Annotated in this window: 19 protein-coding genes and 2 tRNA genes; 7 read left to right on the forward strand and 14 right to left on the reverse strand. The window is 68.4% G+C overall.

The window, feature by feature from the left end; translation table 11 throughout:
* Positions 1–15: 15 nt before the first annotated feature.
* From ACRYA2_RS11930 to ACRYA2_RS11940, 3 genes are all read right to left on the reverse strand, one after another.
* Complete coding sequence (locus ACRYA2_RS11930) at positions 16–291, reverse strand: hypothetical protein (protein WP_113277438.1); 276 nt, start codon at positions 289–291, stop codon at positions 16–18.
* Between the two features lie 112 nt (positions 292–403).
* On the reverse strand, positions 404–1,096 hold the full coding sequence (locus tag ACRYA2_RS11935; RefSeq protein WP_433628154.1) for a type 1 glutamine amidotransferase domain-containing protein: 693 nt from the start codon (positions 1,094–1,096) through the stop codon (positions 404–406).
* A 171-nt stretch (positions 1,097–1,267) separates the two neighbouring features.
* Positions 1,268–1,342, reverse strand: a tRNA-Met gene (locus tag ACRYA2_RS11940).
* Between the two features lie 142 nt (positions 1,343–1,484).
* Between ACRYA2_RS11940 and ACRYA2_RS11945 the strand changes: the two genes are divergently transcribed.
* Complete coding sequence (locus ACRYA2_RS11945; RefSeq protein ID WP_433628156.1) at positions 1,485–3,734, forward strand: DUF2298 domain-containing protein; 2,250 nt, start codon at positions 1,485–1,487, stop codon at positions 3,732–3,734.
* Between the two features lie 10 nt (positions 3,735–3,744).
* Here ACRYA2_RS11945 and ACRYA2_RS11950 read toward each other — a convergent pair whose 3' ends face one another.
* The 9 genes from ACRYA2_RS11950 to ACRYA2_RS11990 form a co-directional block, all read right to left on the reverse strand.
* The gene (locus ACRYA2_RS11950) at positions 3,745–4,608 is read right to left on the reverse strand and encodes a mechanosensitive ion channel family protein (RefSeq protein ID WP_433628159.1); all 864 of its coding nucleotides are present in this window, start codon (positions 4,606–4,608) and stop codon (positions 3,745–3,747) included.
* 124 nt (positions 4,609–4,732) lie between these two features.
* The gene (locus ACRYA2_RS11955) at positions 4,733–5,983 is read right to left on the reverse strand and encodes an MgtC/SapB family protein (protein WP_433628162.1); all 1,251 of its coding nucleotides are present in this window, start codon (positions 5,981–5,983) and stop codon (positions 4,733–4,735) included.
* 274 nt (positions 5,984–6,257) lie between these two features.
* A tRNA-Gly gene (locus ACRYA2_RS11960) sits at positions 6,258–6,328 on the reverse strand.
* A 61-nt stretch (positions 6,329–6,389) separates the two neighbouring features.
* Positions 6,390–7,043, reverse strand: a complete 654-nt coding sequence (locus ACRYA2_RS11965) for a class I SAM-dependent methyltransferase (protein WP_433628164.1) — start codon at positions 7,041–7,043, stop codon at positions 6,390–6,392.
* A gap of 87 nt (positions 7,044–7,130) precedes the next feature.
* The gene (locus ACRYA2_RS11970; protein WP_433628166.1) at positions 7,131–7,316 is read right to left on the reverse strand and encodes a DUF7333 family protein; all 186 of its coding nucleotides are present in this window, start codon (positions 7,314–7,316) and stop codon (positions 7,131–7,133) included.
* Positions 7,317–7,348: 32 nt separating this feature from the next.
* On the reverse strand, positions 7,349–8,092 hold the full coding sequence (locus ACRYA2_RS11975; RefSeq protein ID WP_433628168.1) for a hypothetical protein: 744 nt from the start codon (positions 8,090–8,092) through the stop codon (positions 7,349–7,351).
* 154 nt (positions 8,093–8,246) lie between these two features.
* Positions 8,247–10,463, reverse strand: a complete 2,217-nt coding sequence (locus ACRYA2_RS11980) for an LUD domain-containing protein (protein ID WP_433628171.1) — start codon at positions 10,461–10,463, stop codon at positions 8,247–8,249.
* Positions 10,460–10,966 carry an LUD domain-containing protein gene (locus ACRYA2_RS11985; RefSeq protein ID WP_433628173.1) on the reverse strand — a complete coding sequence of 169 codons (507 nt, stop codon included), beginning with the start codon at positions 10,964–10,966 and terminating at the stop codon, positions 10,460–10,462. Before ACRYA2_RS11985 ends, ACRYA2_RS11980 begins: the two co-directional genes overlap by 4 nt.
* A gap of 57 nt (positions 10,967–11,023) precedes the next feature.
* Entirely contained in the window at positions 11,024–11,797 is a 774-nt protein-coding gene (locus ACRYA2_RS11990; protein ID WP_433628175.1) for an NAD-dependent epimerase/dehydratase family protein, read from the reverse strand.
* A gap of 122 nt (positions 11,798–11,919) precedes the next feature.
* Here ACRYA2_RS11990 and ACRYA2_RS11995 point away from each other — a divergent pair, with 122 nt between their 5' ends.
* From ACRYA2_RS11995 to ACRYA2_RS12015, 5 genes are all read left to right on the forward strand, one after another.
* Positions 11,920–12,975 carry an AIR synthase family protein gene (locus ACRYA2_RS11995; protein ID WP_433628177.1) on the forward strand — a complete coding sequence of 352 codons (1,056 nt, stop codon included), beginning with the start codon at positions 11,920–11,922 and terminating at the stop codon, positions 12,973–12,975.
* A 311-nt stretch (positions 12,976–13,286) separates the two neighbouring features.
* Positions 13,287–14,681, forward strand: a complete 1,395-nt coding sequence (locus ACRYA2_RS12000) for a GntP family permease (RefSeq protein ID WP_433628180.1) — start codon at positions 13,287–13,289, stop codon at positions 14,679–14,681.
* Positions 14,682–14,833: 152 nt separating this feature from the next.
* Complete coding sequence (locus ACRYA2_RS12005) at positions 14,834–15,934, forward strand: AIR synthase family protein (protein WP_433628182.1); 1,101 nt, start codon at positions 14,834–14,836, stop codon at positions 15,932–15,934.
* Positions 15,931–17,295 carry a bifunctional hydroxymethylpyrimidine kinase/phosphomethylpyrimidine kinase gene (gene thiD, locus ACRYA2_RS12010; protein ID WP_433628185.1) on the forward strand — a complete coding sequence of 455 codons (1,365 nt, stop codon included), beginning with the start codon at positions 15,931–15,933 and terminating at the stop codon, positions 17,293–17,295. Before ACRYA2_RS12005 ends, thiD begins: the two co-directional genes overlap by 4 nt.
* A gap of 115 nt (positions 17,296–17,410) precedes the next feature.
* Positions 17,411–18,466 carry an ArsA family ATPase gene (locus ACRYA2_RS12015; protein WP_433628188.1) on the forward strand — a complete coding sequence of 352 codons (1,056 nt, stop codon included), beginning with the start codon at positions 17,411–17,413 and terminating at the stop codon, positions 18,464–18,466.
* A 27-nt stretch (positions 18,467–18,493) separates the two neighbouring features.
* Here ACRYA2_RS12015 and ACRYA2_RS12020 read toward each other — a convergent pair whose 3' ends face one another.
* Both ACRYA2_RS12020 and ACRYA2_RS12025 read right to left on the reverse strand, forming a co-directional pair.
* Complete coding sequence (locus tag ACRYA2_RS12020; RefSeq protein ID WP_433628191.1) at positions 18,494–19,093, reverse strand: hypothetical protein; 600 nt, start codon at positions 19,091–19,093, stop codon at positions 18,494–18,496.
* A gap of 54 nt (positions 19,094–19,147) precedes the next feature.
* Positions 19,148–20,359 (reverse strand): arylsulfotransferase family protein, encoded by a 1,212-nt coding sequence (locus ACRYA2_RS12025; protein ID WP_433628194.1) that lies wholly within the window; start codon positions 20,357–20,359, stop codon positions 19,148–19,150.
* 224 nt (positions 20,360–20,583) lie between these two features.
* On the opposite strand from ACRYA2_RS12025, the gene ACRYA2_RS12030 reads away from it, so the two are divergent.
* Complete coding sequence (locus ACRYA2_RS12030; RefSeq protein ID WP_433628197.1) at positions 20,584–22,230, forward strand: type II/IV secretion system ATPase subunit; 1,647 nt, start codon at positions 20,584–20,586, stop codon at positions 22,228–22,230.
* Positions 22,231–22,311: the final 81 nt, after the last annotated feature.

The following is a 22,311-nucleotide window of genomic DNA, read 5'->3' on the forward strand; positions in this document are numbered from 1 at the left end:
CTCTCGTGCGAAGCGTTATTCCCTTTCGCTAACCGCTTCCCGAGCCAGGACGCCGTAGTAGATGGTCCCAGCGCCAGCCATCGTTCCCAGCATGAGGTGCGACTCAGCGGACAGCATGCTCGCGTTGTTCCTCGCCCAGAAGATGCTCAGCCCCGACCACAGGCTCGCGGTCCCGAACCCCGCCGTCAACAGCCACAGTCCGAGCGGTTTTCGTCCGGTGCGTAGCGCGACGACGCCGAACGTCATCGCGATGCCGGCCAGTATCGCGAGCACGCCGCGAGTTCCTAGCACTGTGGATACCTCTCTCGTCCGTGAGAGGACCAATCGAATAAATCAAACGCTTCCCTCCGACGACGGCCGCCCTCGTCTGCGATTCGACGGAGGTCCGGGCGGCGTCCCGGGTCTACGCGGGCGTCTGAACGCCGAGCGCTTCGAGTAGCGTCACCGCTGCATCGTGCGACGACTCCGGACCGCGGCCCGTCAGGAGGTCGCCGTCCATCCGCACGCTCGTGTCGGCGTCGAGTTCCGCGTCCCAGTTCCCGCCCGCCGCCTTCACCTCGTCTTCGACGTAGTACGGGAGCTTCCGCCCGTCGGGCATCATGTCGTTCTCGTCGACGATGTCCGCTTCCCACTCGTTGGGGAATCCCGTGACGTCGCGGTCGTCGACCAGGAACTCGCCGTCGCTATCGCGGGCGAACGCGAGCAGACCGACGGCGTGACAGATGACGAGCGCCTTGCCGTCGTCGCGCTCGACGACGTTCCGGAGCAGTCGACGGGCGTGACGGTCCTGGTTGATGTCCCACACCGTGCCGTGACCGCCGGGGAACACGACCGCGTCGTACATGTCCGCGGACGTCCTCGCAATCTGTGTCGGGTTCTGCAACCGCTGGTCGTTCTCGTGAACGTCGCGGACCCGCTCGGCCGTCTCCTCGCCGACGCTGTCGGGGTCGACGGAGCGTTCGTCGAGGACCGGCTTCTCCCCGGTGGGCGTCGCCACCGTTACGTCGACGTCCTCCTCCGACAGCGTCTCCAGCGGGTCGACGCACTCCTCTCCCCAGTACCCTTCCTCGCTCACGACGAACAGTACGGATGTCATCGCTTCTGGCTACTCCATCACAGTCAATAAGGCGCGTGGCCGCAGTCGCGTCGCTCGCAACCGGGTACCGTCCGAACCGCCGGACGAGAACGGGTAACGAGGTTTCGAGCCGATACGCAGGGACGAGTAACGGGGGAAGTTTCGAGAGCGTGAAAACGTTCGCGGCAGGAGTAGCGGGAGGTAGATTTGAACTACCGATCTGCGGGTTATGAGCCCGCCGGAATCTCCTGGCTATCCCATCCCGCTACTACACGGTAGCGCGGTTTTGCAGTTAAGGGTTGTGATTCGAAGACCGCGTGGGAATTCATCTCCCTGTCCGCTCGTCACTTCGCTGTAACGTTTCACGACCCAAAGACGTTTACCGCTCGGGCGCTCCACGCCCAACAGAATGGAGTACGCGCTCGTCGCTCTGTGGCTGGCGGCTTACTACGTCCTCGCGTTCGTCGGACTGCCGGTCGCTGCCGCGCTCTTCGCTCGCTTCCCCGGCCGGGGGGCGACCTACGCGCTCCCCGTCGCGCTGGGCTTCGTGACGCTTCTCACCTACTGGCTCGGACAGGTCGCGTTCACCACACTGACCGTCGCCGTCGCGTTCGCCGTCTTCGCCGCCGTGTCGGTGTTCCTCGCACGCGACTACGACCTCGACGTCGGAGCCTACGCCGAGTCGATGGCCGTGTTCACGCTGGCGTTTCTCTTCCTCGTCGCGGTGCGGGCCGTCGACCCGGGTATCGTCCCCGGCGGCGGCGAGAAGTTCCTCGATTTCGGACTGATGAAGTCGCTCATGCGCGCGCCGGCGCTCCCGCCGGAGGACATGTGGTGGGCCGGCGAACCGGTCCTGTACTACTACGGCGGTATCCTCATGGCGACGGTGCTCACGAAGCTGACCGCGACGGCCCCGCGATTCGCCTTCAACCTCGCGCTGGCGGGGTTCTACGGGATGCTCGTCGTGACGGTCTACGGCCTCGCCGGTGCCGTCGCCGACCGTCGCGGTGCGTCTCCTCGGCTCGCGGGCGGCCTCGCCGCGTTCTTCGTCGCGTTCGCCAGCAACCTGTTCACGGTGACCCGACTCGTCGCGAACGTCCTCCCCGAATCGCTGGCTGCCTCCGTCGCCGGCGCGCTGGAGATGGACGAACCGCTCGCGCTCGCCCCGAAGGAGTTTCACTACTGGGACGCCAGCCGCGTCATCCCCGGCACCATCAACGAGTTTCCGCTGTTCGCGTACGTCAACGGCGACCTCCACGCCCACATGACGAGCCAGCCGTTCCTGCTCGTCGTCGCCGCGCTGGCGTACGCGGTCTACCGGACGCCCCCCGAGAACCGCCGCCGTCGGCGCGCGCTCGTCTTCGGGGCGCTCCCCGTCGCGTGCGGTCTCGTCGCCACCATCAGCTTCTGGAGCTTTCCGACGACGCTCGGCGTCACGTGGCTCGCGCTGACGTTCGCGGACGGACACCCGCGAACGCTCGTCCCGGGCCGTTCCGCACCGGAGTCGGACGACCGGCTGGGACGGGAACTCGACCGGACCGCGAGCGCCGCGGCGGTCACCGCGGTCGTCGGTGCGCTGGCGCTCGTCTGGGCGGGCCCGTTCGTGGTGAACATCCTGCTGGGAGCGGCGAGTTCCCGCGGCATCGGGTTCCTGCCGGACCGGAGCAGCTTCGTGGGACTGCTCGTCGTCCACGGCGCGTTCCTCGCCGTGTTCGCGCTGTATCTCGGTTCGCACGCGAAACGTCCCGTGACGGAGAGAGCCACGGCGGTCGGCGTCGCGGGCGCGGCGCTCCTCGTCGTCGGCTGGCAGGGGAACGTCGCCGCCGTCGTCCTCGTCGGTCCGCTGCTGGTCGGCGGGTGGGCGCTGTTGCGCTCCGGGGCCGACCTCGACTTCGAGACGGTCCTGATAGTCGGCGGCGCGGGGCTGGTGCTCCTCGTCGAGTTCGTCTTTGTGAAGGACAACGCCGTCGCGAGCCGGTTCAACACGGTGTTCAAGGTGTACATGCAGGTGTGGGTGCTCTGGGGGACCGCCGCCGGAATCGCGCTCGCCCGCCTCCTCTCCGCCCGCGGGCCGAAGTGGTCGGTCCCCGCCGTCCCGGCGTCCCGCCGGCAGGTCAGTGCGGTGCTCGCGGTCGTCCTCCTGCTCACCACCTCGGTGTACGGCGCGTTCGCCCTCGGCCAGCACGTCGGCTCGGAGCGCAACCGCGCCGACGACCCGACGCTCGACGGGAAGGCGTTCGTCTGGACGCACCATCCCACCGAGGCGGAGGCCATCGCGTGGATGGACGCGCGCGAGGGGCGACCGCACATCGTCTCCGCGCCGGGCAAACCCTACCAGTGGGGGAGTCCCGTCGCCTCGCTGACCGGACTTCCGACGGTCGTCGGCTGGTACCAGGAAGGCATCTATCGCGGCCGGGACGCCTACCGCGAGCGCAAGCGAGACGTGGAGTTGATGTACACCGCCGGCTGGGAGACGCGCAAGCGTCTGCTCGACCGCTACGACGTGCGCTACGTCTACCTCGGCCCGCGCGAGCGCGACCGGTACGGGAACACCAACTTCGAGAAGTACCCCCACGTCCGGAAGGTCGACCACTTCGACGCGGTCCGCATCTACGCGGTGAACCAGTCGGCCATCGAGGACGCCAGCGACCGCGGGTGAGCCGCGGATACTACCGTCCGTACTCCGACGACGCGCCGTCTACCTGTACCCGTCCGGAGAGGTCGTGCTGGGACGGCGGGCTCAGTTCCACGCCCGCGGCGTCGAACCGCTCTTTGACGTCGCGGCCGTACTCCGAGCGGAGTTCGAGAACGTCGGCCTCGTCCGGGTCGGAAATCCAGAAGATAGCCATCAGCTCGATGCCCGAGTCCCCGAGGTTCGTCAGCCGTATCTCGGGTGCGGGGTCCGCGAGAACGGCGGAGCGCTCGTCGGCGCAGTCGCGCAGGATTTCGCTCGCCGCTTCGATGTCGTCGCCGTAGCCGATCTCGACGGAGTACGTGAGTCGACGACTGTCCGCGAGGACGGTGTTCGTCACCGCCGTCGAGGTCAGTTCGGAGTTGGGGACGGTGACGATGCCGTTGTCGGCGGTTCGAATCTGCGTGGTTCGGAACCCGATGTCGTCGATGGTTCCCGCCCTGTCGTCCCACTCTATCCAGTCGCCGATGTTGAACCGGTTGTCGCCGACGATGAACACGCCGCTGACCAGGTTCCCTATCAGGTCCTGGGCCGCGATGCCGACCGCGAGCGTGACCGCCGCGACTATCGTCGCCGACGCGCTTAGGAATCGAGTGAACCCGGCGAACGCCAGTCCGACGATGACCGCGAGGAGGACGACCGCCAGTCCCACGACCTTCTGTAGCGCCCGTTCGAGCGTCGGTTCGATCTTCCGGAGCGCCAGCACTCGCTCGACGCCCGGTCGGACGACCACCCGGCCGACGACGTACACGACCAGGAAGCCGATTCCGAACTTGAGCGCCGAGCGAAGGAGGCGCGCCGAGTCGACGAACAACTCGTCGAGAAATTCCTGAACGGGCATCGTGGTCCGATTGCTACTGGCCGTACCGTAGTGAAGGCTGTGCCCGAACGCCGACGTGACGCGACTCAACGGTGCCGAAGCGTCGAACGTTGTCACGCGGAGGGTCACGACGTTCGACGGCCACTCACATCGCGACGAACACCACGCCGACGACCGAGACGATTCCGAGTCCTGCCGTCACCAGTCGCCCGAGTCGTCGCGTCCCCAAAAGCCACGCGAGCCCGACCTTCACGAGGGTGTTCGCGATGGCACCGATGACGATACCGGTCGTCGCGACCTCCGGAGGAATCGCGCCGTCGGCTGCGAGCGTGCTCAGCGTGAGCGTGATCGCGTCCACGTCGGCGAGACCGGAGACGAATGCCGTCGCGTACACGCCCGACGCGCCTAACCACGAGTTGGCGGACTCGGACACGAGGAGGACCACGGCGAAGACGGCACCGAAGAACAGCGCCGGTCGTAGTCGGAACGGATTCCTGATGTCGGCTTCGACCTCGTCCTCCCTGGTCGACCGCCAGTACACGACGCCGGCGGCGAGTGCTCCTGTGACCGTCATCGCCCCGAGCGGGACGACGGCGTAGGGCAACAGTGCTGGATTGACGACGGCTATCTCGACGAGCGCTCGCGGAAACATCACGGTCGCCGCCACGACCGTCGAGAACGTACAAATCCCGTAGAGCGGCGGGTCTTCCGTCGCCCGTTCGGCCATCGAGACCGTGGTCGCCGTCGACGAGACGAACCCGCCCAGTACGCCGGTCAGGGCGATTCCTCGCCTGGCCCCGACGACGCGACTCGAGGCGTAGGCGACGAAACTCAGCCCGGTGACGAACACCACCATGAGCCAGACGAACTGCGGGTTGAGCCCGTACAGGGCGTCGAGTTCCCTGTCGGGCAGGAGCGGAAGGACGACCACCACGACGAGGATGAATTTGATGGACGCACGGCGTTCGTCCTCGTCGATTCGGCCGACGAACCCGTGAATGGTCCGCTTGGCGGAGAGGAGGATCGTGACGACGCCGCCGACGACGATAGCGAGTACGGTCCCGCGCTCCGAATGGGTCGTCAACGCACCGAGGAGGACGGTGAGGAGGGCTGCAGTCAGCGTCGTGAGTCCGATGTCGCGTTCGACCAGGATTTTCCCTCCGTACGCGACGGTCAGCGGGATAGTGAGGGCGATCAGTGCGACGGGTAGCATCGCCGGGAAGAACGCCTGGACGAGTGCACCGAAGAGACCGAACAGCGGGAACGTACGACTTCCAGCGAACGTGCCGCCCGATTCGCTCTGTTCTCGCTCTAGCCCGACGAGCGCACCGATACCGAACGCAACGAAGACGCGGAAGACGAGCGCGAGTAGCGAATCGGTAGCCGGGCCAACCATCTCGTCCAGACTTCCCCGTTCTCGGTTGTCAACCTTCGGTCGTGGAACCCCGTGGCCTTCGAGAACCCTCCGTTCCTTCGCTCCGACGGTGAACGGTAGCGTGCGGCAATCCGTCGCGTGGAACCGAGCGCCAGAACTACGAACGGGGTTCTCCCAGAATGCGCCGACCGGGATTGAACCGGAGCCAGACGGACACTCGCTTCGCTCGCGTTGCGACTGGCAGGGTTCGAATCCTTCCGAGGCGCTCGCTCCTCACGTCCGTTCGTCGCAGAAGTGCGCCGACCGGGATTTGAACCCGGGCCATGAGCTTGGAAGGCTCAGGTCCTACCACTAGACCATCGGCGCGTTTCGCTCACTTCGCTCGCTCGATTCGCACTCCGACGTTGCGGTCCCCGGCTTAAGGGTGTTACTGTTTCTCGGCGCGGACGACGGCGTAGCAGTTCCCGCTGGAGACGAACACCTCGGCGGGGACCAGCGCGCTGGCGTCCACGTCCGCCCGGAACTCGTCCGGCGAGTAGATGTGGTAGAACCGGGGGACCGTCTCACCGCCGGGGAGCGTCCAGTCGACCCGGGTGTCGAACCCCTCCTCGCGGTCGAAGCGGTCGTGGGCCGTGCTCCAGGCGCTGACGAGCGCCGCGCCGCCGGGGCCGAGCACCCGCGCTAGTTCGTCCAGGCTGGCGACGCGAGCCTCGCGAGTCGGCAGGTGGTGGAGCGTCGCGACGTACACCGCCAGCCCGACCGTTGCGTCGGCGACGGGGAGCGCCGCAGCGTCCCCCTGTACCAACTCGAGGTCGAACGCCCGCTCGGTGGCGCGCGCCCGCGCCTCCGCCAGTAACTCGCGGCTCACGTCGATACCGACGACGGTCCCGGCGCGCTCGGCCAGCAGTTCGGCGTGGCGTCCGTTCGCACAGCCGACGTCGAGCGCCACGTCGGCGTCCCGGTCGGCGAGAAAGGACTCGACCTCCGGCCAGGGGTACTCGCGCGTCTTCGCGAAGTGGTCCGCGATGCGGTCGTACGTCTCGCGCACGTCGCGGGCGTCACGGCCGTCGCGGTCCGTCATCGGACGGTACTCGCGCGTCCGGGGGCAAAGAGATGTCGAAGCGCGGAGGCGGTTCGAGAACGGGCGTCGGGGTCGGCGGCCGGTGGGTCAGCGCGCCGCACGGTACTCGCCGTGTTTCACGCCGAGCAGCAGGGTCAGAAGGCCGAACACGGCCAGGCCGCCGAGCACCATCATCACCGTACTGGTCGTCATCGGACTCATCAACGTCCCGACCGCGATGATACCGAACAGGACGAGAAAGCCGACCGCCGTCGTTGCGGTGTCGAACTCCATGCGGGGACGGTAGGACGGAACCGGATTAAGGGTTACTCCGATTTCGGGCGAACGAGATTCGCCAGCGAGACGAAGAGGCCGACGACCCAGCCGACCGGGACGGCGATACCGAACCACATTCCCACGTACGCCAGTCCTTCGAGGTCGTAACGCGACCGGAGATACTCGTCGACGTTCCGGTACGTGAGGACGTTGTCGAGGAGCCACACCGCGATGGACTCGCTGTTCGGGAAGACGACCGCCGAGAGGGCCGGCGAGTACAGCGCGGCGACGACCGGCGGGAGGAAGATGGCCGTCATACCGAACGGGTACGCGAAGAGCACGGTCGTGAACCGACCGCCGAACCGACTGGTGAGGTAGGACAGCACTGCCGCGACGGTCGCGACGCCCCCGGACGCGGCGACGGCGATGACCCCCGCGTCGGAGAAGCGCCGCCACGCGACGGCGGTCAGGGCGCCCCAGACGACCAGCGAGAGGACGACGACGCCGAGGACGCCGAGGCTCGCCGCGGTGCGGTCGATGCGCCGGGTCTGGTAGCGTATCGCGAACCCGAGGAGGACGAACGGGTACAGCAGGCCGACGACCAGCGCGCCGAGCGCCCTTAGTGAGCGGTAGGCGACCGTCCCGGCCGTGCTCTGTGGCGTCCACTTGCCGAGGACCGAGTGCTCGCCCGTCCGCTGTCGGGGAAAGTACAGCGCCATCCACCCGTCGTGCAGTCGACGCAGGTCGTATCGGATCGCGCCCACGAGGCCTCCCTGACTCGTCCCGCGTGCCATACTCTGATTCCAGTCGAGGGGGTGATATGAATGTTCCCCTTGGTATCGCGGTTCGACGATAACGGGGTGGCCTCGAGGGGATAGCCGCCTCCACCGGGTCGCGGACAGTTCGAAAACGTCCGGGCCGCTTCTTCGCCGGGCGCTGACACGGCCGTCACTCCGGAGCGACGAGTTCGACCGGATGGCGCGTCGGTCGCCGGAGCAGGGCGTCGAGCTGTTCGAGACAGGACGTTCCGCTCGCGACGACGGTTCGGCCGCTGGCGTCGGGCGTTGTGAACTGCTCGCGGAGGTCGTCGCCGACGTCCACGCTCAGCTCGTAGTACTCCTGCTTGTAGCCGAAGCTCCCGGCCATGCCGCAACACTCGACCTCCGAGAGGAGCACGTCGTATCCCAGGTCTTCGAGCACGGCGACGGTGTGGGCGTCCAGGCCCATCGTCCGCTGCTGGCAGTGGCTGTGGTACGCGACCTCCTCGCCGTCGCCGGACGAGAGCGCTCCGGGGTCGGCCCCCTCGTCCAGCAGGCCGAAGACGTACTCCACGACCTCGTAGCTGTTGCCCGAGAGGCGTTCGTAGGAGCGCTCGGGGAGGAACTTCTCGTACTCGCGGTCGAACATGGCGAGGTCGCTCGGTTCGACGACGACGACGTCGCGGCCCGCGTCGACGTGTTCCGCGAGGGCCGCGTACACGTCGTGGGCGTGCTCCTCGGCGGTCGCTATCATCCCCTGCGAGAGCGGGGCGCGCCCGCTGGAGCGCACGTCGGGAATCCGGACCCGGACGTCGAGCGCTTCGAGCGCCCGGACGGCGGCTTTTCCGCGTTCGACCTGGACGTGGTTCGTGTAGACGTCGGGGTAGAGGACGGCCTCGCGGGTCGGGTTCCGCACCTCGGCGTCGCGGTCCTCGAACCAGTCGACGAGGGTCTCGCGCCGGAACCGGGGGAGGTCGCGCCGCCGGTCGACGCCCACCGCGCGTTCCAGCAGGGTGCGGGCCGGCCCGGTGTCGGCCAGCCAGTTCGAGACGGGGGCGAACGCGCTGCCCAGTTCCGCCAGCGTCTCGAAGTTGCCGAACAGGCGCTTCTGGAGGTCGACGCCGCCGGGTTCCTCGTCCGGCGTCAACCCTTCGACCAGCCAGTCCAGTTCGCCGTCCTCGCCGCGGTTGACCCGGTCCCGGACGACGGTGTTTATCCAGGGGACGTCTATCTTCACCGGGCAGGCGTTCACGCACCGCGAACAGCCCGTACAGAGGTCGTTGAACTCGGCGGCGCTGTCCAGTCCCTCGACGCCGGCCTCCCAGCCGGTGGCGATGCCGCCGGTGTACGTCTCGCCGCCGAACGCGTGACCGCCGACGTGCTGGAAGTTCGCACACGAGTTCGCGCAGGCGGAACACCGGATGCAGTACAGCGTCTCCCGGAGCTGGTCGTCCTCGCGCATGTCCATCCGGCCGTTGTCGACGAGCACGAGGTGGAACTCGCGGTCGGCCGCGCCGTCGTCGTCGCCGTGGCCGAACCCGGGGTCGTCGCGGTCGTCGAAGTCGACGGTCGGCGAGTCGACCGGCGGCGTGAACAGGGAGATGTACGAGGTGATGTCCTGCCCCGTCCCCGAGCGACCGATGAGTTCGACGAACGGCTGGAGGTCCTCGACGCTCGGAACTATCTTCTCGACGCCTGCGACGGCGACGTGGGTATCCGGGACGACGGTGGACTTGCGCGCGTTCCCCTCGCTGGTGACCAGCGCGATGGTCCCCGTGTCGGCCGTGACGAAGTTCGCGCCCGTCATCCCCACGTCGGCGTCCTCGATTCGTTCGCCGAGTCGCTCGCGGGCGAACGCCGTCAGCTCTTCTGCCGTCTCCAGCGGCTCCTCCGGGTCGAACTGCTCGTTGAACAGTTCCGCGATGCCCTCCCGGGACTTGTGGATGGCCGGCGCGACGAGATGAGAGGGGGCGTCGTCGGCGACCTGGAGCACCCACTCCCCGAGGTCCGTCTCGACGACGTCCACCCCCGTCGCTTCGAGGCTGTCGTTGACCTCGATCTCCTCGGAGGTCATCGACTTGCTCTTGACGACGGTGTCGGTGTCCTGCTCGTCGGCGAGGTCGGCGATGTACCGGTTCGCGTCCGCCGCGTCGTCGGCGAGGTACACGGTTCCACCGTTCGCCTCGACGGTCTCGCGCAGTTGCTCGACGAGGTCGGGCAGGCGCTCGATGGCGTCCTCCTTGATGGCGCGCGCCTCGTCTTTCAGCTCCTCGTAGTCGTCGAGGCGGGCGACCGCCTCGTAGCGACCCTGGTTGAACCCGCGGGTGTTCTCGCCGACGGCGTCGCCCTCCGACGCCATGAGGCGGCGAATCTTCTCCGCCTTGGCTTCGCGCGATTTCGAACTCATCGGTCGGTGAGAACGACGACCTGGACGTCCTTCGGTCCGTGTGCACCGCGGACGAGCGAGCCCATGTCGGCGGTCGCGCTTGGCCCCGTGGCGATGACGGCACTGTCCCGCCCGGCCCGGATATCCTCGCCGAGTCGCTCGAACGCTTCGGTCATCCCCGGCACGATGTCGCTCTTGCGGACCACGGCGACGTGCCGGTCCGGGAAGAGGCTAACTGGTTCCGTTCCCTCCGGCGTGGCCCGGATGACGACGCTCCCGTACGAGGCGATGGCGAAATTCGCCGCGGTGACGCCCGTCGCGGACGCCTCCAGTTCGGCGGGCGTCGGAGAGACTGTCACTTCGTCCGGCAGCGAGACGCGGTCGAACGGGAGCGGTGCGCCGACCGCCGGTCGGGAGACGACGTCCGCCAGCGCGTCGTCGAACTCGTCGGTCGTGGTCTTCGTCCGACCGACGTCGAGTCGACGGAGCGACGACTCGAACTCGGCGACGACTTCAGTGTCCATGCTTTCCCTGCGTATTCGTACCACATCGTTGTTTCGCCGGCGGCAGTCGCCCGGCGCTCAGGAGTCGTCGGCGAGCACTTCGCTGGCGTCGTCGCGCGGTCGGTAGCCTAGCGCCTGCTCTGTCCACGACAGGGCGAGGAATCGGTCGTGGTTGCGCGAGATGGCGTGGGCGGTGACGCTCGTCTCGGGGAGGTCGGCGGTCGCGGCGGCCTCGACGACGTTCCGGCAGTCCCGGGGGCTGAGCCACATCGCCCGCGCGAACCGGGCGTGGCCGGGGTCGGCGTCCTGCTCCTCGGCGAGTTCCTCCTCGTCCAACAGCCAACCGATGCGGAGGTTCACGACCTCGATGCCGTGACGGTCGGCGTACAGGTTGCCGACGGCCTCGCCGGTCACCTTGCTCACGCCGTAGAAGGAGTCGGCGCGCGGCGGGTCGTCGGGGTCGACGGGGGCGGCGAACCCAGTGGTCATCGACTCGGTCTCCATCGGGTCGTCGGCGTTGTACATCCCGACCGCGTGGTTCGAGGAGGCGAAGACCACGCGGTCGACGTCCTGCTCCCGGGCCGCCTCGTAGACGTTGTGCGTGCCCTCGATGTTCACGTCGACGACGCTGCTCCAGTCGGCCTCCGGCGATGGGTTCGCCGCGAGGTGGACGACGACGTCGTGGCCGGCGAACGCGTCCGCGAGCGACTCGTAGTCGGTCACGTCGGTGACGACGCCGTCGATGTCCTCCTGTTCGTGGTGGACCAGTGGCGTCACCTCGTGGTCGTCGAGCGCCCGGAGCGCCTGCCGTCCGACGTTGCCCGCCGCGCCGGTGACTGCTATCCTCGCCATGGGTGGGTGTGGACGCTCTCGGGCCGTATAGTTCGTGGCCGGCCCCGGCCGACGGGAGGTCGATACCTCCCAGGACCGGGAGGAACCACCACCGCTTAGTACGCCCCGGAGATACCCCGGGTATGGCCGACCTGGGCAAGGTGGACCGCGAGTTCTTCGAGGAGTACATCTACCCGAACCTCGGGGCCGAGCGCGCGGACGTGGCGCTGGGGCCCCAGCACGGCGTCGACTTCGGGGTCATCGACCTCGGGACGGCCGGTCGGGCCGAGTCGGACGGTGCCACCGACCAGGGCGGTCCGGTCGTCGCGCTGGCGACCGACCCGCTCTCGCTGACCCCCGGCCTCGGCTTCGAGCGCGCGGCCTGGTTCGCGGTCCACGTCGTCCTGAGCGACGTGGCGGTCAGCGGCCTCGCGCCCACGCACCTCGCGGTGGACCTCAACCTGCCGCCGGAGATAACCGACGAGGAGTTCGCCACCGTCTGGGAGACCTTCGACCGGGAGATCCGACGGTTCGACGTGAGCGTCGTCACGGGCCACACCGCCCGCTACGCCGACTGTCGGTATCCCTGGGTCGGCGGTGCGACGACGCTCGCGGTCGGTAACGCGGACGACCTCGTGCGGCCGGACGGCGCTCGCCCCGGCGACCGCGTCCTGGTCACGAAGGGACCGGCGGTCGAGGCGGCGGGGTTCATGGTCACCCTGTTCGAGGACCAGGTCGACCTCCCCGCGGAGACCGTCGAGACCGCGAAGGAGCGGTTCTACGACATGAGTCCGGTCGAGGACGCCCTGGTCGCCGCTGCGGCGGGTGAGGTGTCGGCGATGCACGACGCGACGGAGGGGGGCATCCACGGCGCGCTCGTCGAGATGGCCCGCGCCGCGGGCGTCCGCCTCGACGTCGACCGCGACGCGATTCCCGTCCTCCCCGGAGTGTTCGAAGCCTGCAGGTTCTTCGACATCGATCCCTGGGCGTCGACGAGCGAGGGGACGCTACTGGCGACGGTCGCGCCGGAGGACGCGGCCGACGTGCTGGCGGCGCTGTCCGACGCCGGGATTCCGGCCGCCGACATCGGCGAGGTCGGCGAGGGCGAAGGGGTCTACGTCGACGGCGACCGCGTCGAACACCCCGAAGTCGACCCCTCCTGGGAAGTCTTCGCCGAGTTCATGTCACGTCAGGGGTGAGACGCACGGCGGTCGCTTCGACCGTCGCCGTCCGTTCGAGCGTTCGATACTCGCCCGTCTCCCGTCTCTTCTCACCGAACTCCGCACGAACACTTCTTTCACCGACTTCCGTACGAACTGGCGGACCCACAGTTATGTAACCCGCGTTGGAGGCACTCGACTGCTGAAAAATACTAGCCAATATACTTTAATGGATATTTATATCATCGTCTTTCACCGTACTATACCGTATAATCATAGTAGAAACTACGAATAAACATTAAATATTTAAGCTTAGTTTCGGTAAGCCTGGGGTAGGCGTTTGTAAAACAATGGCAATCGAATTCGCACACAGTCCGCTGGTGACGTTCGTACTCGCATTGGCGGTAGTGATACTGCTGCTGGTCGTGTTGGACCTGCCGGCGTTCGTCGGATTGATAATCTCGGCGTTCTTCGTCGGAGCGATAAATACGGTGTTCGTGCCGGATTTCAGCGCGTCGCAGGCCGCAGATGCGGTCGCGACGGCGTTCGGCGAAGGGATGGCCGGCATCGGGATACCGATCCTGATGGCCGCGGTCATCGGGAAGGGAATGCTCGAGAGCGGCGCGGCGCAACGAATCGTCCGCTGGTTCCAGAACATCCTCGGCAAGGGCAACTCCGATTACGCGTTGTGGGGGAGCAGTTCCGTGCTGTCGATTCCGGTGTTCTTCGACAGCGTCTTCTACCTGATGGCGCCGCTGGCGCGCTCGATGCGGGCACGCGTCGGCCGCGACTACACGCTCTTCATCGTCGTCGTCGGCGCAGGTGCGGCGACGACGCACGTGTTCGTGCCACCGACGCCCGGACCGCTCGCCGTCGCTGACAAGATCGGCGTCAATCTCGGCATGACTATTCTGCTCGGTGTCGCGACGGCTATCCCGGCGGCGCTCGTGGCCGGTATCGTGTACGGACGCTGGCTGAACAGTCGGTTGGACATTCCACTCCGTGACGCGATGGCCACGTCCACCGAGGAACTGGAGGAGCTCGCAGACCGCGACACGAGCGACCTGCCGGGCGTCCTCGAATCTGCTGCACCGGTCGTCCTCGCCGTCGTGCTGGTCGCCTCCTTCACCGTCGTCGACACCTTCCAGGAAGTCGTCCCGGCGCTGTCGGCGCTCAGGCCGTACGTCGCCTTCATCGGCGACAAGAACGTCGCGCTGACCATCGCCGCACTGGCGGCCGCGTGGACGTTCTACCAGCACAACGACATGACGCAGGAGGAGTGGACCGAGGAGATGACCGAGGCCCTGAAGAGCGGCGGAAACATCGCAGCGATCACCGCGGCCGGCGGCGCGTTCGGTGCGCTGCTCGCCGCCTCCGGTATCGGCGACTACATCACCGGCGCGATGGCGGAGGTCGGCATCCCGCTCCTGCTCAGCGCGTGGTTGATCGCCGCCATCGTCCGCATCGCCCAGGGGTCGGCGACGGCCGCCATGCTCACCACCGCCGGCATCATTGCGCCCCAGGTGCCGGAACTGTCCGTCCACCCGGCGTTCATGGTGATGGCGATCGGCGCGGGCGGTAACATCTTCTCGTGGTACAACGACAGCGGTTTCTGGCTGGTCAAGGAGATCGGCGGTCTGACCCAGGAGGAGACGCTGATGACGTGGACCGCCCTGACGACCATCATCTCCGTCACGGGCATCACCGTTACGATGACCCTCGCGACCATAATGAAAACATTCTAATAGGAGCTCGGGAAGAACGAGCCCCCCTGTTCGCGGGGGCGAAGAGCGGTCCTTTTTCGGGAGGACGGTTCGTCGCGTCCGTCGACGGCCGAGTCCGTTCTCGCCGTCCCACGACCAACATCGACAAATACCACTCGATTGTACCTCCGGGTATGGCTGACCTCGGCAAGGTGGACCGCGAGTTCTTCGAGGAGTACATCTACCCGAACCTCGGGGCCGAGCGCGCGGACGTGGCGCTGGGGCCCCAGCACGGCGTCGACTTCGGGGTCATCGACCTCGGGGCGATGGCTCGTCAGACCGAGTCTGACGGCGTCAGCGACCTCGGGGCGGCCGGTCGGGCCGAGTCCGACGGCGCCGACACGGACCGACAGGCGCTCGTGCTGGCGTCCGACCCCGTGTTCGTCATGCCGTCGCTGGGGTTCGAACGTGCGGCGTGGTTCGCGTTCCACATACTGATGAGCGACGTGGCGGTCAGCGGCCTCGCGCCCACGCACCTCGCGGTGGACCTCAACCTGCCGCCGGAGATAACCGACGAGGAGTTCGCCACCGTCTGGGAGACCTTCGACGCGGAGGCCCGCGACCTCGGCGTGAGCGTCGTCACGGGTCACACCGCCCGCTACGCCGGGTGTACGTACCCGATGGTCGGCGGCGCGACCGCGATGGCCGTGGGAGACCTCGACGACGTCGTGCGGCCGGACGGCGCTCGCCCCGGCGACCGCCTCCTTATCACGAAGGGACCAGCCATCGAGACGACCGGACTGCTCTCCATCCAGTTCGAGGAACTGCTGGACCTCCCGGAAGCGACCGTCGAGGCGGCCCAGAAGCGGTTCTACGACATGAGTCCGGTCGAGGACGCGCTCGTGGCGGCCCGGGCGGGTGAGGTGTCGGCGATGCACGACGCGACGGAGGGGGGCGTCCACGGCGCGCTCGTCGAGATGGCCCGCGCCGCGGGCGTCCGCCTCGACGTCGACCGCGACGCGATTCCGGTGCAGCCGGGGGTGCGCGAAGCCTGCGAGTTCTTCGACGTCGACCCGTGGTCGGCCATCAGCGAAGGTACCCTCCTCGCCACGGTCGCGCCGGAGGACGCGGCCGACGTGCTGGCGGCGCTGTCCGACGCCGGGATTCCGGCCGCCGACGTTGGCGAAGTCGCCGAGGGCGAGGGCGTCTACGTCGACGGCGACCGCGTCGAACACCCCGAAGAGGACCCGTTCTGGGGGACGTTCGAGGAGTACATGGGGAGGCTGGACGCATGACCCGGGAGGCAGCGCCGGTCGAACGCCCGGTCGCGCTGACCGTCGCCGGCAGCGACTCCGGCGGGGGTGCGGGCGTCCAGGCCGACCTGAAGACGATGGAGGCCCACGGCGCGTTCGGGACCAGCGTCGTCACCAGCGTCACCGCCCAGAACACCCGGGGTGTCGAGCGCGCGTTCACGCTCCCCGTCGAGGAGATCGAGGCGCAGTACGACGCGGTCACCGACGACTTCGACGTGCGCGCCGCGAAGACGGGGATGCTCGCGGAAGCACCGGTCGTCGAGGCGGTGGCGGAGCGGGTCGCCGGACTGGACGCGCCGGTCGTCGTCGACCCCGTGATGGTCGCGGCGTCCGGGGACCGCCTGCTCAGCCCCGACGGCGAGGACGCCTACGAGGACCTGGTCGCCCGCGCCGCGCTCGTGACGCCGAACGCCGACGAGGCCGCGGTGCTGACGGGCGTCGAACCCTCCGACGAGGAGAGCGCCCGCGAGGCCGGCGAGAAACTGGTCGAGATGGGTGCGGACGCCGCGCTCGTGAAGGGCGGCCACGTCGGCGGCGAGACGGTCCGGGACGTGCTCGTGGCCGGCGACGACGCGGTGACCTTCGAGCATCCCCGAATCGACACCGAGGCGACTCACGGGTCGGGATGCACGCTCGCCAGCGCCGTCGCGGCCCGACTCGCCCGGGGCGACGACCTCCGGGACGCGGTGGAAGCGAGCACGGCGTTCATGGAGCGGGCGGTGCGCTACTCGCTGGACGTGGGGGAGGGGCCGGGCGCGGTCCACCACCTGGTCGCGCTCCGGGAACGGGCGGACCGCCAGCCGACCCAGGAGGCCGTCGAGTCCGTCGTCCGGGCGTTCGTCGAGCGCGACGTGAGCCCCCTCGTCCCGGAGGTCGGGATGAACGTCGTCGGCGCGACCCCCTACGCGGAGCGCGTCGGCGAGACGGCCGCCGTCGAGGGACGCATCACCCGCACCATGTCGGGCGTCGAGCCGAACCGGGGCGTTCGCTTCGGCGCGTCGAGCCACGTCGCGCGCTTCCTGCTCGCCGCACGCGAGTTCGACCCGACCCTCCGGTTCGCGGTGAACTGCCGGTTCGACGGGAGCGTGGAGGCCGCCCTCGCGGCGCTCGACGGTCCGGTCGCGGAGTTCGACCGGGCGGCCGAACCGGAGAGCGTGAAGGCCGAGGAAGGCAGTACGATGCAGTGGGGTGCGAAGCGGGCGTTCGAGTCGGCAGGCGAGACGCCCGCCGCCGTCGTCGACCGGGGCGAGGTCGGCAAGGAGGCCATCGTGAAACTGCTCGCCGCGGACGGAGCGACGCTCCGCGACCGCACTTTCGCCGTGCTCGACGCGCTCGAACGGTGACGGCTCCCGGCGCGATGCGGCCGCTCACCGTCGGCGGCGGTGGAACCCGTCATCGACGGCGACCGCGTAACGCGGGACCGACGGGTACACAAGCGCCCGTCGGCAACCCAGGGGCATGACCGAACTGGACGTGGAGACTGTCGAGAGCATCGACGAGGCGGCGGTTCCGACGGGCGTCGACGCGCCGGAGTACGTCCTCTACGGCGGCAAAGGCGGCGTGGGGAAGACGACGATGGCGGCCGCGACGGCGCTGGCGAGCGCCCGCGACGGCACGGCGACGCTGGTCGTCTCGACCGACCCCGCCCACTCGCTGTCCGACACCTTCGAGACCGACGTGCCGGCGGAGCCGACCCGCATCCGCGAGGACGTCCCGCTGTTCGGGTCCGAGATAGACCCCGACGCCGAACTGGAGGCGCAGGCGGGCGTCTTCGGCCAGGGCGGCGAGAACCCGCTGGGCGGCCTCGGAGCCATGCTCGGCGAGGACGGAGAGGGGCCGATGTCGTCGCTGCTCGGCGGCGCGATGCCGGGCGCCGACGAGGCCGCGGCGATGCAGAAGCTGCTCGAGTTCCTGGACGACGACCGCTTCGACCGCGTCGTCGTCGACACCGCGCCGACGGGCCACACCCTCCGGCTGCTCGAACTCCCCGAGATCATGGACACGATGGTCGGTCGCATCGCCACCCTTCGCCAGCGCTTCCAGGGCATGATGGACGGCGTGAAGGGCGTGTTCGGCGGCGACGACGACGGTGCCGAGGAGGGCGTCGACGACCTCGACGTGCTCCGCGAGCGCATCGAACGCCTGCGAGCCACCCTGCGCGACCCCGGCAAGACCGACTTCCGGGTCGTGATGGTTCCAGAAGAGATGAGCGTCTTCGAGTCGAAGCGCCTGCTCGCACAGCTCTCGGAGTTCGACATCCCGGTCGGCACCGTCGTCGTCAACAAGGTGATGGAGGACCTCGCGGACGTGACGCCGGCCGTCGACTCCGACCAGTTCGTCACCCCGAACCTCGACGCCTGTGAGTTCTGCCAGCAGCGCTGGGAGGTCCAGCAGTCCGCCCTCCGGGAGGCCCAGGACGTGTTCCGCGGCCACGACATCAAGCGCGTCCCCCTCTTCGCCGAGGAGGTCCGCGGCGAAGCCATGCTGCGCGTCGTCGCCGCCTGCCTGGAGTAGGTCGCACCTTCGACGCCGGCTCCCCGGTCAGCCCTCGTCACCCTCGGCGTCGGGGTCGTCTATCCAGTTGTAACAGCGGAACGTCTCGCGCTCGCCCGTCAGCATCTCGACCGGGACGAACCCGCGACCGCCGCGCGCGCCGACCTTCCGACCGTCGGGGTCGTCCGCCACGAACATCGGCTTCGCGCGGAGGGAGAACGTCACCGACAGTTCGCCGACGTCCTCGCCCGGGTCGAACGACATCGCCACGTCTTCTGCACCGACGCCGAACGTGACGTACCCGTCCGGCGACTCGACCGCCACGTCGTGGCTGGCCAGTCCGCCCGCGAGGTCCTGGAGCCAGTCCGCCATCTCCTCCCGGTCGAGATCCCGCCGGAGGTCGAACGCTCCGTCCGACGCGACGTCGCCCGACTCGAAGACGAACTCCGGATAGCGGAGATCCTCCGGCGGGAGCGCGCCGTGGCCTCCGGCGTCCTCGTCGTCGCCGTGGCCGTCCTCCTCGGCGTGGCTACCCTCCTCGACGCCCGCGTCGTGGTCGCCCTCTCCGCAGTCAGCGCCGTCGTGAACGTCGCTCTCGTCCTCTCCGTCGGGGTCGTCTCCGCCACCCGCGTCGCTGCCGCCAGTCATAGTTCGGACAGGAAACCCCGGAACCATCAGGTTACCGGGACCGGGCGGCCCCGGTCACTCGCTGCGGACGAACAGCACCAGTCCCGCGAGAAACGCCACGGAGGCTCCCGACCCGAGCGCGAGGTGCCACCCCGAGAGCCAGTACGGGAGCGCGACGACGTGGCGCGCGCTGTCGACGAGGTAGGAGAACACGGGGAGGTCGCCGCTTCCGAGCGGGCCTCCGGCGGAGCCGGCACCCTCCGCGCCGACGCCGGTCGAGCCGTCGCTCTCGTAGGGGTCGCCTGCAGGGTACTCGCCGGGCGGTCGGTCGGCCTCGTAGGGGACCGTCGGCACGCGCGCGCTCCAGACCGCGTCGCCGGAGGCGTTCAGCTCCACGACCCGGTTGTTCCGGCTGTCGGTGACGAGCGTGTTGCCGTTCGGCAGGCGGTCGGCGTCCCGCGGCCAGTCGAACCGGACGCCGCCCGCCGAGTCGACCTGCCAGGCAACCTCCCACTCGCCGTTCCGCTCGTGCAGTTCGACCACGCGGTCGTTCTCGCTGTCCGCGACCAGGACGGCGTCCGGTCCGAGCATCTGGGGGTTGTGCTGCTTGTTCAGCACGCGCGGGTCGCCGTCCTCGTTGATGACGTCGACGACGCCCTCGCCGCGCTCGACGACGACCAGCTGGTTCGCGTTCCTGACGCTGACGAGATATCGGCCCTCCGCCACGCGGTCCACGTCGTTGATGTGGAGCCAGTCGGTCTTCGTGGGGTCGGGCGGCGCGTCGTAGAACGAACTCGCCGACCACTGCCACGTGACGGTGCCGTTCGGCGCGACCGTGAACACGCGCTCGCGGTCCATGTCCGCGACGAGCAGTTCGCCGGACGGCAGCAGTTCGGCGTCGTGGACCTCGCTGTTCTTGCTGGTCCGGACGGGGAACGCCCACTCGAAGACGACGTGCGGTTCCGGCTTCGGGTCGACGATGCGAACGCCGGTCCGCGAGCAGGGCGCCTCGTAGGGGCCGCAAGGCCGGGCGTCGTGGGCGACGAACGTCGCCAGCACGGTGCCGTTCGGGAGCGGCGTTACGTCGTGGTAGCTCGCGGCGTTGGCGTACGACCAGCGTTCCCCGCCCCTGGGGCCGAGCGCGGCGACTCGGCCGTCGGTCGTCGTGGACTGGACGCCGACCAGCGTCGTCGCCGAACCGTTCGACGCCGGCGTGGACGCGATGGGAGGGGCCAGGGCCGCGCTGGCGACGAGCGCGACAGTGACGACGAGGACGGAGCCGGTCATCAGCGCAGCTCCGAGGGACCTGCGGGAGACGTCGAGACCGGAGAGCATCTGCGAAAATCGACGGCGGGGCCGAACTAAACCGTGCCGGTCGGGGCCGACCGCGCTCCGTGAAACTGTCCGGCCATTGATTTAAGTATCCTGACTGCAATTGCCGGGACGAGGAACGCCGTCGCGGCCGGAGGACCGGCGGCCGGGCGCACCGCGGCGGTACGACGACACGACCCATGTCGAGTCTCCAGATAGACGAGCTAGCCGACGACGTCTCTATCCGCATCCGGGAGTTCCGGCGGACGCTCAGCCGCGCCGCCGAGATGCTCCGGGGGTCGACGATATCGGTCGAGAACTACGACCCCGACGAGCACGGCTCGCTCATCAGCTTCACGGGGCTGTCGGACTACCGCGAGGTGGACCGCTACTGGGTGAACGCCCCCTTCGCCTTCGTCTCGGTCAACTACGACCCGTCGGCGAACGAACACCTCTACTACGTCGTCGAGCCGGAACTCGACGAACTGGAGAGCGAACTGCTCGACAAGCTGTTCGCCGACATCCGCCAGTCGCTCATCTACCGCCGCGAGATGGGCGACGAACCGCCAGAGGGAGTGCTGAAAGACGAGTTGCGCGAACTGCTCGAGGTGTACGGCGTGGAGGTCGACATGGCGACGTTCTACCGGCTGTTCTACTACCTCTACCGGGCCTTCCGCGGGTACGGGAAACTCGACCCGCTGATGTGCGACCCGCGCATCGAGGACGTCTCCTGCGACGGGTACGACCTGCCCATCTTCGTCTACCACGACGAGTACGACGACGTGGAGACGAACGTCGTCTACGGCGAGGACGAACTCGACAACCTCGTCGTGCGACTCGCCCAGCGGTCCGGCCAGCACGTCAGCGTCGGCGAGCCCGTCGTCGAGGCGACGCTACCCGACGGTTCTCGGGCGGAACTCGCGCTCGGCCGGGAGGTCACGCCGCGCGGGTCGGCGTTCACCATCCGGAAGTACGCCGACGAACCGTTCACGCCGGTCGACCTCGTCGACTACGGCACCTTCTCGCTCGATCAGATGGCGTACCTCTGGCTCGCCATCGAGAACAACAAGTCGCTCATCTTCGCCGGCGGGACGGCGTCCGGCAAGACCACTTCCCTGAACGCCATCTCGATGTTCGTCCCGCCGCGCTCGAAGATACTCACCATCGAGGACACCCGCGAGCTGACCCTCTATCACGACAACTGGCTCTCGTCGGTCACCCGGGACCGCCTCGACGATGGCGCGGACATCACGATGTACGACCTGCTGCGGTCGGCGCTGCGCCACCGCCCCGAGTACATCGCCGTCGGCGAGGTGCGCGGCGAGGAGGCGATGACGCTGTTCCAGGCGATGAACACCGGTCACACGACGTACTCGACCATGCACGCGGACAGCGTGCAGACGGTCATCAACCGCCTGGAGAACGACCCCATCAACGTGCCGCGGGCGATGATACAGAGCCTCGACATCCTCTCCATCCAGACGCTCACCCACGTCGGCGACGAGCGGGTTCGCCGGAACAAGGTGATCGCCGAGATAGAGGGCATCGACCAGCGGACGGGCGACCTGGACTACTCGACGACGTTCTCGTGGAACCCCGGCGAGGACACGTTCCGCAAGCGCGACAGCGAGGTGCTCGACGAGATTCGGGAGAGTCACGGCTGGTCGCGGTCGGAACTGCTCGAAGAGCTGCGGGACCGCAAGCTCGTCCTCCAGTACCTCCGGGAGAACGACGTCACCGACTACCGCCGGTTCACCGCGATGGTCAACGAGTACTACGCCGACCCCGAGCGCGTCGTCGAGCGGGTGTCCGACGACATCGAGTCGACCGTCTCGGAGTTCGACTGATGTCCCTGCTGAACTTCCTGCCGCTCCTGTGTGCGCTGGCGCTGCTCGCGCCGGTCGCGCTGTCGCCGGTCAGCACGAGGG

Source organism: Halomicrococcus pelagicus, assembly GCF_050954125.1.